Here is a 10,747-nt window from a genome sequence, read left to right on the forward strand (position 1 = left end):
GCTTCCGTCTCTTCTAAGTCCTTGTAATTCAACTGTTTTGCCATTAACATGGAGTTGACCTGTTGAATGGTAACGTTTCATTCCTTTTTGATGAGCAGCATGGTATCTTTCTGGAATAATAATTTGTAGATTCTTTCCTAAAACTTCATTTTCTTGATAACCAAAAAGAAGGTTAGCCCCTTTATTCCATGACATAATGGTCCCTTTTTTATCAGCTAAAATAATAGCATCATTAGCAGACTCAATCACTGAACGAAACTTATGCTCTGATTCTAAAGCTTTAAAGTCAGCTCGCTTATCAATAAAAATGCTAATGAATAACAATCCTAATATAATCAACATGACAATCCCAATAGCATAAGCAAAAAGGATATTATCGAATGATGATTTCATTAAACCTGCTTGATGTTGATGGGATTGGAACATGGCTGATGCCATTCCAGTATAGTGCATGCCTGATATAGCGATACCTATGATAATACTACTACTAATCTTTCTTATCTGATATCCCGTTGTGTTGGAATCCTGACGTAGTGAAAGTAAAAGGTATAAAGCAATGAAAGAGCTAACAAAAGCGATAATGGCAGAAAGAGTTAGTAGAAGAGAATTATATACAATTTTTGCAGCCATCTCCATTGCCTCCATCCCGATATAATGCATAGAGACAATACCCGTCCCCATGAAAAGAGTTCCCATAATCATCTGGGTTATGCTCACAGAAGGTTTACCCACTATATATAAAGCTAACCAGGATGAAATAATAGCAGGGATAATGGATACAATGACCAAAGTTACATTATAGGTTACAGGAATTGATAAATGAAAGGCAAGCATGGCTACAAAATGCATAGACCATATTCCCATCCCCATTGCAAATGCTCCGCTAAATAACCAAATGTTGCGAGCCGTACCTTTTGATAAATGGATGCGAACCCCTATATTTAATGCAACAAATGAATCCACAATTGCGATAATAATAGAAAGAACAACAAGGGGTAAATTATAAGTACTAGAGATCATTTCCATATAATGCTCCTTTTCGGTATCGAATAATAAATGATTTAAAATAACCGGAATTTAAGATGTATTATTAATAATCCCTATATATTGTTTATTAGTTATTTTTAACTCTAAATAGGGGTCCCGTCCACATTTTAACGAAAACATATGTTAAACAAATTTCGACACAAAAAAACGTTGATTTTACTACTCTAAGTGATTTATTTAGTCTCAAAAACAGTGGTATTTGAGACAAAGGAAATTAAATCTAAAATAGGATGTAAATAGCTCAAAATATGCCTCAAAACTCATCTCTAAATCAAAATCTCAATTAAAATAAGTAATATCGAGTTTTGAGAATTTTTTAGGGTATAAAAAGGTTAAAATGTGTACACCACTCCAAAATATAATAAGTATAAATCTCATGAAAAAATTCTTCATTGTCCTTTCATGAACTTAAAAATTAAACAATCTAATTCTCGACTTAATGTAAGTACCTTTTTATGGTTGATACCATATTCGATAACGAATTGAATTAATTCGTTCCTTTTATCTTCTATCACACTATGTAGCTTTGTTAATTCCATCTATAATCTCCTCTATACCTATTGAATTAATCGGAAAAACATTCAAATAAAAAAACAAAACTAATAAAGATGATACAATACAAATTGGATTTTTCAAAGGTAATAAACCTAAAAGTTTGAATAAATTTTGGGCACAGCCGCATGCCCATCAAGCTAATATTTTGAAGTATCCCCAAAACGAAGTTTATATTATTTTGCAGTTATTTATGAGAATTCAACTCGTTTTTTCGTTTTGGGGAGCAACCAATTTCTTAAGTTGATGGTGAGGTGTTTCTACCCCGTTAATAAAAGGTGGAACTAATAATTCCACCTTTATAAATAATTTTTATTCTTTAATTTTAAATTGTGAAATTAACCTTTCTAATTCTTCAATTTTTCTTTTTATTTGCATAGATTGATTTATTATTTCTGTAATGGATGATGCTTGTGTTTGAATAGCTTGTACGGTTTGATTTGTATCTTTCGCTACGTTTGTAGAAGTTTCTGATACTACTGATAGGGAAGCGTTAATTTCTTCAGTTCCAGCAGACATTTCTTCTGTTGTAGCTGATACTTCTTGGATTTGACGTGTTATTTTATGAATGTCTGTCATGATTGCTGAAAAGGCCTCGTCTGCTTCATTAGCAGCATTTCTTCCTTGTTCCGCTTCTTCTTGACCTTTTCTCATAATTTGAACGGTATCTTTTGTATCTTGTTGAATTGCTTTAATTAAATCATTAATTTCATGTGCGGATTGCTTTGATTGTTCAGCTAATTCTCGCACTTCAGCTGCAACAACTGCAAAACCTTTTCCATTTTCCCCTGCACGCGCTGCTTCAATTGCAGCATTTAAAGCAAGCAAGTTTGTTTGTTCGGCGATATTCGTAATCGCATCTAAAGCTTTATCTATGTCTTGTGTACGCATCACAAGACGCTCTATCATTGTAGATGTTTCTTCCACAGCTTTATGTACATTATTCATTTGAGTAATAGATTGCTTGATTACTTCACTACCGCTATCCACACGATCTGTTGTAATAACAGACACTTCAGCAACAGTTGATGCAGATTCAGCTACTGTTTGCACTCCATTTGCTACATCACTCATTGCTGTTGAACTTTCTTGAATACTCGTAACTTGTCCTACTATTTGTTTGTTTACTTCATGAATCGTTTGAACAGCTTCGTTAGAGATTTGAGATGCTTGTTTTGTATTTTGCAACATACGATCAGTCGAAGAAGTAACCTCGTGTGTTGTTACCTTTATCTTCTCAATTAGTTGTTCCAAATTGTCTAACATATCATTAAAAGAAGTAACGATATTTCCTAATTCATCATTTGCTTCATAAGAAGTACGTACTACTAAATTCCCAGCTGCTACTTCTTTCATATCATGTTGTAATAAAGTAATCGGACGTTTAATCGCTATTTTAATGATATATCCAATACATATAATAATTGCAGTTGCAATAACGGAAATCATAATAAACATCAGTATTGTAGTATGTGCACTGTTCGTATTATTTTTTTGTAATTTTTCTGCCTGGCTATTATTATAGTTCACAAGTTCTTGAATAGAATTAATTGCATTGTGCATAGCAGGCTCAGTGTTTTTTAAATAATAAGCATAAGCTCCTTCATTGTCATTGGTTAATGCTAAATCTTGTGCTTCTTTCATTCGAGTTTCAAACTCTTGAAAGTTTTTTTGGAAATTCTCATATAATTGCTTTTCTTCTTGTGAGTTGATCTTAGACTCATAGTGTCTTAATAACTCATCATTTTCCTTACGTAGTTCGGCTATATTATTTGCTAATTCTTTGTTTCTTTTTTCATCAGTTGTAACCATAAGTTCCATAAATTTACTATTAGCGTCGTAGAAATTAGATTCTACAGATTGTATCCAAAAAATTGGAAGTAATCTGTTGGCATACATATCTGCAGAAGCTTCTCCTGTTTTTTTTAAAGAGATAACCCCTATAATGGATAAGAGAATACATGCGACACTAGCTGTAATCATTAATGTATTCAACTTCGTACCAATTTTGCTGTTTTTTAGAACGGACATTCAACCACACTCCCTTTAAATCTTAATATTACGTTTTATATCTTATAATAAAACCCAACAAATAACGACATATTTTTATAAAATGTCGTTATTTGTTGGGTTTTGAATAATTTAAATTAGTAAAGCTGTTAATCGAGAAGAGAATAATTATAGGATGTGTCACTATCTCGGTAATAGATTAAGGAAATCTTAACTTATTACGATTTATACATAGTAAAAGAGGTTTTGGTGCAAAAATAATTCGCTAGAACCATAGAATAGCAATATCCCATTAACCTTGAAGTTAAGCAGCTAACCTAAATAACTTATGAATGACTTCAACCTCATTTTGGGCATAGTTCACCCACGGGTAAAGCCTGCCCAAAATGAAGTTAGATTCATACATAAATTGTTTGAAATTGCATCATAAACTGTCATTGAACAGTCTATATAGGTTCTATGTCCCTATCAAATGTTTTTTGCACCAGAACCCTTCAGAGTGTCCCATATGACTTGTTTCAAAATAGGAGAGTAGAATATGAGAAAAATAGGTTATGTACGAGTAAGTTCTGTTGATCAGAATCCTAAGCGACAATTACAACAAATGAAGGAAATTGAAGTGGATATTATATATGAAGAAAAAGTGTCAGGTGCTACACAAGACAGACCAGAACTTCAAAATATGTTAAACGACCTGAGAGAAGGCGATACAGTTTATGTAACGGACTTAACTCGAATTACTCGTAGTACACGGGACTTATTTGAATTAGTTGACTACATAAAAAACAAAAAGGCAAATTTAAAATCATTAAAGGATACTTGGTTGGATCTATCTGAAGAAAATCCATATAGTCACTTTTTGATGACGGTTATGGGTGGAGTAAACCAATTAGAACGGGACTTAATTCGAATGCGTCAACGAGAAGGAATAGACCTTGCAAAAAAAGAAGGAAAGTATCAAGGAAGAGTTAAAAAGTATCATGAAAAGCATGCTGGAATGAATTATGCACTTAAGCTGTATGAAGAAGGAAATATGACAGTAAAACAAATTTGTGAAATTACCAATGTTTCAAGATCTTCTTTATATAGGAATCTACAAGGAAAAATATAAGAAAAACACACCCACCTAAATTGGAAAAATTTTCAGATGTGGCGGGTTATTCTTTGAATCGTTTCCGTACCCCATGTGTGGCGTTTTTGCCACACATGAAATAATAAAAAAAAAGAATCGACCAAGGTCAATTCTTAAATAGTTAACTAGTGCTATTTTTATTATTGTACAGGGTCATTTATATCTACTAGGATATTTTTTTCATCAGTGCAATCATCATCTGTATTTTCTTTTAACTGAAGCATTTGTTTGGATTCAGGTTTATTTACCGCAGGATCAAAAACAGCAAAAGCCAACCCTAATGCAGTGCCAAAGGACACAAGCCCCTTTTTTGACTGTTTCCAGTTAAAAAATTTTTTCATAGTGTTTAATATCTCCTTTATCCTTCTAATACAACACTGAATAAATCAAATTATACAATAGATCTTAGTACTAACCATATTCTTAATTTAGAAATAAAAGTTTCTTGAAGGGAGTTATACCTTTATGCATTGGATAAAATTTATGATTAAACAATTCTTAAAAGAGCCTTTGTGGTTTAAAATACTAATTTCTACAACTTTGCTTATTTCAATTATTTTTAGCAGTTCATTTTTTTCGAATAATGCTTATTTTTAAAGCTGTTCCAAGTATGCGTACTTTTAAAACATATATAAAGGCAATGAAAAACTACTTAGAAAACCTTAATTTTTATACAAAAGTGAATCTTAAGTTGATGGATGTGTGGTGCTACCCCCACGATAAAAAGTCATGAGCTAACGAGCCCATGACTTTTTATATGCAATATCACAAATAATCTGGGAACACTTTACAGCCCTTTTCTTGCTCCATATCATGTCCAAAGAAAATAATCGGATTTTCTTTCCTAACAACATCTTTTAAACGTTTTATTGAAGATAAAGCTAAATCCGGATCAAATCCAGCAAACGGTACTTCATCTTCAAAGTTTTCTTTCGTATATGATGCATCAATAGTTAGTAACACTGGACCTGATTTTTCCGTCTCAATTAATAATGACTGATGCCCTGGTGTATGTCCCGGTGTATATATTAATTGAACACCTGGCACTACTTCATAATCCCCTTCAATGATTTTATAGTTTAAATTCGGCAATATACATTCTTTCAAATATTCCTCTCTGTGGAGTGCTGCCTCATATTCAGCACGCTGTACAATAATTGGTGTATTTGTAAAAACGCCATTTCCTCCTGCATGATCAAAATGCAAGTGAGAACTAATGACATAAAGAAGATCTTCTAGCCCATATCCGGCACGCTTTAAAATATTTACGATCCTATCGTTCTCATTCATTTTAGGTAAAATTTGACCTTCAACAAATGTACCTTTAAAAAGATTCTCATTATTAAGCGCACTTTCTGGCATACCTGTATCTACTAAAATAGGTCCCTCTTCTGTCTCCAAAAGATAACACCAAACAGGTAAGTTTAATAGTTTACCCGGTGTAAGTGTACTATTAACTGAAGAATGATCCAACATACAACGACCTGCTGGGACGAAATAAAGCTTCTTTACTGTCATTATGTATCCACCTTTACAAATAATTTAGGATAAAACAATACAATATTTCGCTTATTAGGGGTAGCACCACATTGCCATCAACTTAAGATTTTAAAGTACCCCGAAATGAAGAGAAAGTTGTTACTCTATGTTTCTAACTAACATTTTTGCACCAGAACCAAATCAATTATATTACCTTTGGAATTTATCGTACGATAGAGATACAACCATTGCGATTTTACCTTGATATACGTTTCATCAACTCACCAAGAATCATTAACTTTCTTTAATTGACGACGTATCCGCTTGTTCAATTCAGAACCATACTGATGTATCCATCGTATAATGATCGTATGAGGGATAGATTGTCCCTGCTCTTCCATCATTTCTACGAAATTACAAAAGCTTAAATTGTACGGAAATCACTATCATTTTTACTCGGCTATTGCTGATCGAATAGCATTACCAAATTTCTCCATCTTAGAATTATCATTCTCAAGTTCAGTACGCAAAGCACCGGTGATCTCCAATTGTGCACCTTTTAAAGTTTTACCCCTATTTACGATATTCATCGGGTTGGTCCCCTTGAGATCGTCACGTATACCAGTACTGAAACCTGCGCTGGACAATTTTCCCTCAATCTTATCCTTTAATTTCACATCAAGTCCGCCCATGTAAACTAGTTTTTCTGTTCCTTCCGCACCATGAATAGAAACAACTTTGTTCTTTTGTGCTACCATTTTCAAAGCTATTGGGTCGTCATAATGGGTAGAAGTTAGATGCAAATCATTTCGCCCATCGTTTTTAAAGTCGTCATCTTTTATAGCATTAAATATGTAGTAACTGTAATCACCTAGGGCAACTTTTTTTGCTATTTGGTCAGTTCCAGATTCGATTTTTCCACCGTGAATTGCTAGAATGATTGTATCAGAACTTGGTATATCTTGGGTTTCAATGGTATAATCTATACCTTTTTGGTAATGCGCCGACAATTCTTCAAAGTTATCGTATACATCTGATGCGGCTGAAGCTGTAGACACTGAGAATGCTGAAGCAGCGAACAAAGATGTCAGAGCTAACATGAATTTTTTCATTTCAATTCCCCTTTTCATTTGAACTTTCATTTGTATGATCCTGAATTCGGAAAATGAATACGTGGTCATCTCAAGTAAACAAATGACTCCTGGAGAATCAATGGAACGTATAGCAAGGTAAAATCGCAATGGATATATCTCTATGGTGTGGTAGATTTCGAAAAACAAACCATTGATTTTTATCTGTTGTGCAATTGCTTGTTTTTTAATCATAAATTCACTTATTTTTTATATGAGGATTAATACACACAAAAGTAATTATAACTTATTTTCGCATAATTTGACATATTTATCCATCTACCATTATAACATAACTTCAATCATATGATATTATGGGTCGCCATACATGCCTATCAACTTAAGAAAAGTAAACACCCCAAAAACGAAAAAAGAGATGACTTCTCCAAATAACTAACTGTAGAAAAAGGAAATTTTCATTTTGGGGGTACTTCAAAATATTAGCTTGATAGCGATGGGGCGGGACCCCTATTAAAGTAAGAAGCAGACAAGGATAACATGAGGAATAACATGACACAAAGCGTGTGCAATCATCGCATATTGCAATCCTAGTTTCCGATACAGCCAACCAAAAACCATTCCCAAAATGCCGTTGAGTAAGAAGCAGCGTAGCAGAATAAGGGCGTTCAGACCACCAAACATCGTAATCGTTGCCGGAATATGCCCTGCTGCAAACAAAAGTGCTGATACAATGTTAGCAACTACAAATATCCATACGGGTATATTCTCTTTGTCTTTGCTGCGAGCAAACAGTTTCCACAAGATAAAAGCAGCCAATGACATGAAAAATAATCTCACCATAATTTCTTCTAGTACTCCACCATAAATAACCGAGACTGCCAGATAGACTAGCGAATAATTATCCTTCTTATAAGTTGCCGCGACTTCGGGAATCACTTTGGCGAAAGTGAAGTAATCCGATAATAAAAACAGACCACCCATAATGCCAATAAATAAAGTAATCAGAACACTTTTTTTTGTAAAGGTAAACTTTTTCAGCAAGTTTACCTTATCAGCTAAAATATAACCAAAAAACCCCATAATACCAGCATATAAAATGCCAATCTGAATACCTGAAACTAGAATATATGCTTCTTTTGACATCTTATCCAATATCTGATTTATCATTTCCTGATTCAAAGTAGTAATGCTAAATATTCCGGTCAGCACTCCACCAATAATACCGATTGGTAACATACAAAGTGAAAATTTCAATGCACTCTTATAAGTGTTTTTCATGTTCGTTCATCCCCAATTTGAATTTTAAAGTTCCAACGATACTCTTATACCTCGGCAGTTCCGTCAAAACAGCAAATGTAGGATTTTCTACAATACCTAGTACCATACTTGCTTTGATGGTATCTTCGTGTCGGACAGCCTTTGATCTAAGCTGGAATTCCTCGAACCAGTTATCAATAGCGTCAAAATAGGAATCGCCATGTAAATGTAAACCGTACAGAGAAAAAGTCGAAGTACAGACAGACGAATACTTTTGCAGCATATCCAATGCCTTTTCGTGATTTTCCTGCATGCAATACACCTGTGCAGCCGTATAATATACCTTTACTAACATATTAGGATGTAACTTATTCAGGTCATAAGCATCTGCAAGGACAAAAGTACGGTGTAATATTTCCTCCGTTTTTTCTACACTTGGTGCATTCAGCAACAGATAAGACGGTATTCCTGTAACTAGTGACATCAGGTGCTGATACATACTGATTTGCATGACCTCATTGGCTCTTTTCACATTTCCCATCAGTTGATACGCCTGTGCTATTATTTCATCGTCCGGAGAATGGGGACGGATGGTTTCACCAAGTAAATCCAAAACCTCCTGCGGTTTGTGTAACACAAGATAACAGGTAGCTTCCAACGATACTGCATCTTTGGCAAGCGAAACATCCTCGCATTCTGTTTTTATCCGAATGCACAGGCTGACAGCTTCCTCAAGAATTTCTGTCTGTTTTTTCCGGCTCCGCCGCCAACATATGGTGGTTGGCAAACAGCACCGCCATCTGAAGCAGAAGAGGAAAACAGGAATAATATTTTTTTATGATATTCCTGCACTCTACAATCACTTCATCAAAAGGCTTTTCAGCAAAAGCGGACGCAAGCATGTGATACAGCTTTTTAATATCGTCCTGCATCATTTGGGGTGCGTATCCTATCAATTCATCTATACTGATATTGAAATATGTAGCCAATTGAGGAAGAAAGGTAATGTCAGGATAACTCTGTCCGGTTTCCCATTTTGAAACAGACGCTTTTGTAACACCAATATATTCCGCCAGCTCATCCTGCGTAATACCTTTTTCCCTGCGCTTTGCGATAAGTGTTGTAGCAATATTGATTTCTTTCATTTCATCACCTCAGTTATAATTATACAGGTTATTGTCACACAAACCATGGATTTAAAGTTGATTTTCGTTGATAAAATCAACCGCAGGGAAACTCAAAATAATTTTCTTAATTGGGTCCTGCCACATCGCTATCAAGCTAACAAAACAAAATTCCCCCTAAAATGAAAAAATACGCTATTCTTTCTATAGAATCATAGGAAAGGATGGCGTTTTTGTTAAGTTACAATAAAGTTGTTTAATTCTTATTGGACTAACGCGCAGTTTAGTGCAATTATCAAAGATAAGGGAGGATTTCCACCTTTACCTTATTTTAACTTTAGCTCTAGTATAGGGTATGGACGTCCAGAAGAATCTGTTTCCGTTTCATTTACTATAAAAAAGCCATTATTAATATAGAATTTAGTTGCACTCTTATTGTCTTTATTTACATCAACTGTTGTAATATCAAAGTCTTTAATTAAAGAATTAATAATAGCTTTACCGTATCCTTTACCTATTTTATTAGGTTTTAAAAATAACATTTCTAAGTGTTGTTTATTTATAGCAGAAAAGCCAATTAAATCCTCTTTCTCATACCATAACTGGACATTAAGATGTGGGAAATATGAGGGTATTTCTTTTTTAAACTCTTCTCTATCGGTAGCTCTTAAAAAGTGATGAGTAGCTAAAACCGACTCTTCCCATATATTCAAAATTGTATCATAATCTTTCTGATTTGCTTTTTTATATATCATGAATATCTCTCCTTTAGTTCTAAATTATCAACTCCTTCCCAATAAGTATTTTATGATTTTCATGTTATATAGCCACGAGCTTAAAATGTTCATTAATAAAACCTCCAAATAAACATTTATTCAAATGAATTACAATATTAAATATTTATTATTTAGTCAATAACTTTATTATTGATTTTTGAGTACAAATACCTTTAAAAGGATAGAAATTAAACAACTTTAAGGAGCTTTATTACGATACAATGTAGCAAATTTCTTGTATTTTTTATATCTAAGTTTAATAACTTTATTATCACTTTA

Annotated in this window: 10 protein-coding genes and 2 pseudogenes; 2 read left to right on the forward strand and 10 right to left on the reverse strand. The window is 33.6% G+C overall.

Annotated elements, in window-relative coordinates; translation table 11 throughout:
- The 3 genes from AB1284_RS26425 to AB1284_RS26435 form a co-directional block, all read right to left on the reverse strand.
- The coding region (locus AB1284_RS26425) for an MHYT domain-containing protein (protein WP_429762123.1) at positions 1-1,026 on the reverse strand (1,026 nt) is incomplete at its 3' end.
- 410 nt (positions 1,027-1,436) lie between these two features.
- Positions 1,437-1,586, reverse strand: coding sequence for an aspartyl-phosphate phosphatase Spo0E family protein (locus AB1284_RS26430; protein WP_377881862.1), 150 nt, complete (start codon positions 1,584-1,586; stop codon positions 1,437-1,439).
- 325 nt (positions 1,587-1,911) lie between these two features.
- A complete protein-coding gene (locus tag AB1284_RS26435; RefSeq protein WP_429761885.1) occupies positions 1,912-3,630 on the reverse strand; it encodes a methyl-accepting chemotaxis protein in 1,719 nt (572 codons plus the stop codon).
- Positions 3,631-4,147: 517 nt separating this feature from the next.
- Between AB1284_RS26435 and AB1284_RS26440 the strand changes: the two genes are divergently transcribed.
- Positions 4,148-4,720 (forward strand): recombinase family protein, encoded by a 573-nt coding sequence (locus AB1284_RS26440; protein ID WP_429761886.1) that lies wholly within the window; start codon positions 4,148-4,150, stop codon positions 4,718-4,720.
- A gap of 161 nt (positions 4,721-4,881) precedes the next feature.
- Here AB1284_RS26440 and AB1284_RS26445 read toward each other — a convergent pair whose 3' ends face one another.
- The 4 genes and pseudogenes from AB1284_RS26445 to AB1284_RS26460 all read right to left on the reverse strand — a co-directional run bounded on the left by AB1284_RS26445 (position 4,882) and on the right by AB1284_RS26460 (position 7,401).
- The gene (locus tag AB1284_RS26445; RefSeq protein ID WP_429761887.1) at positions 4,882-5,082 is read right to left on the reverse strand and encodes a hypothetical protein; all 201 of its coding nucleotides are present in this window, start codon (positions 5,080-5,082) and stop codon (positions 4,882-4,884) included.
- 424 nt (positions 5,083-5,506) lie between these two features.
- Positions 5,507-6,259: a quorum-quenching N-acyl homoserine lactonase AiiA gene (gene aiiA / locus AB1284_RS26450; protein WP_429761888.1), complete on the reverse strand. Its 753-nt coding sequence runs from the start codon at positions 6,257-6,259 to the stop codon at positions 5,507-5,509.
- A 152-nt stretch (positions 6,260-6,411) separates the two neighbouring features.
- A pseudogene (locus AB1284_RS26455) lies at positions 6,412-6,654 on the reverse strand (DDE-type integrase/transposase/recombinase); the annotation flags it as partial.
- Positions 6,655-6,672: 18 nt separating this feature from the next.
- Complete coding sequence (locus AB1284_RS26460; RefSeq protein ID WP_429762104.1) at positions 6,673-7,401, reverse strand: poly-gamma-glutamate hydrolase family protein; 729 nt, start codon at positions 7,399-7,401, stop codon at positions 6,673-6,675.
- A 63-nt stretch (positions 7,402-7,464) separates the two neighbouring features.
- Here AB1284_RS26460 and AB1284_RS26465 point away from each other — a divergent pair, with 63 nt between their 5' ends.
- On the forward strand, positions 7,465-7,575 hold the full coding sequence (locus AB1284_RS26465) for a hypothetical protein (RefSeq protein WP_429762105.1): 111 nt from the start codon (positions 7,465-7,467) through the stop codon (positions 7,573-7,575).
- A 246-nt stretch (positions 7,576-7,821) separates the two neighbouring features.
- Here the strand turns inward: AB1284_RS26465 and AB1284_RS26470 are convergent, their stop codons facing one another.
- The 3 genes and pseudogenes from AB1284_RS26470 to AB1284_RS26480 all read right to left on the reverse strand — a co-directional run bounded on the left by AB1284_RS26470 (position 7,822) and on the right by AB1284_RS26480 (position 10,447).
- Positions 7,822-8,589, reverse strand: a complete 768-nt coding sequence (locus AB1284_RS26470; RefSeq protein ID WP_429761889.1) for a CPBP family intramembrane glutamic endopeptidase — start codon at positions 8,587-8,589, stop codon at positions 7,822-7,824.
- Positions 8,573-9,713 (reverse strand): annotated as a pseudogene (locus AB1284_RS26475) (helix-turn-helix domain-containing protein). Before AB1284_RS26475 ends, AB1284_RS26470 begins: the two are co-directional and overlap by 17 nt.
- A gap of 305 nt (positions 9,714-10,018) precedes the next feature.
- A complete protein-coding gene (locus AB1284_RS26480; RefSeq protein WP_429761891.1) occupies positions 10,019-10,447 on the reverse strand; it encodes a GNAT family N-acetyltransferase in 429 nt (142 codons plus the stop codon).
- Between the last annotated feature and the right edge of the window lie 300 nt (positions 10,448-10,747).

Origin of the sequence: Bacillus sp. S2(2024), assembly GCF_050474045.1 — a bacterium.
GTDB lineage: Bacteria > Bacillota > Bacilli > Bacillales > Bacillaceae_G > Bacillus_A > Bacillus_A yunxiaonensis.

Bases quoted from the DNA above. Each gene is read 5' to 3' on its own strand.
- AB1284_RS26430 (WP_377881862.1), bottom strand. From the start codon at position 1,586: ATGGAATTAACAAAGCTACATAGTGTGATAGAAGATAAAAGGAACGAA.
- AB1284_RS26435 (WP_429761885.1), bottom strand. From the start codon at position 3,630: ATGTCCGTTCTAAAAAACAGCAAAATTGGTACGAAGTTGAATACATTA.
- AB1284_RS26440 (WP_429761886.1), top strand. From the start codon at position 4,148: ATGAGAAAAATAGGTTATGTACGAGTAAGTTCTGTTGATCAGAATCCT.
- AB1284_RS26445 (WP_429761887.1), bottom strand. From the start codon at position 5,082: ATGAAAAAATTTTTTAACTGGAAACAGTCAAAAAAGGGGCTTGTGTCC.
- aiiA (WP_429761888.1), bottom strand. From the start codon at position 6,259: ATGACAGTAAAGAAGCTTTATTTCGTCCCAGCAGGTCGTTGTATGTTG.
- AB1284_RS26460 (WP_429762104.1), bottom strand. From the start codon at position 7,401: ATGACCACGTATTCATTTTCCGAATTCAGGATCATACAAATGAAAGTT.
- AB1284_RS26470 (WP_429761889.1), bottom strand. From the start codon at position 8,589: ATGAAAAACACTTATAAGAGTGCATTGAAATTTTCACTTTGTATGTTA.
- AB1284_RS26480 (WP_429761891.1), bottom strand. From the start codon at position 10,447: ATGATATATAAAAAAGCAAATCAGAAAGATTATGATACAATTTTGAAT.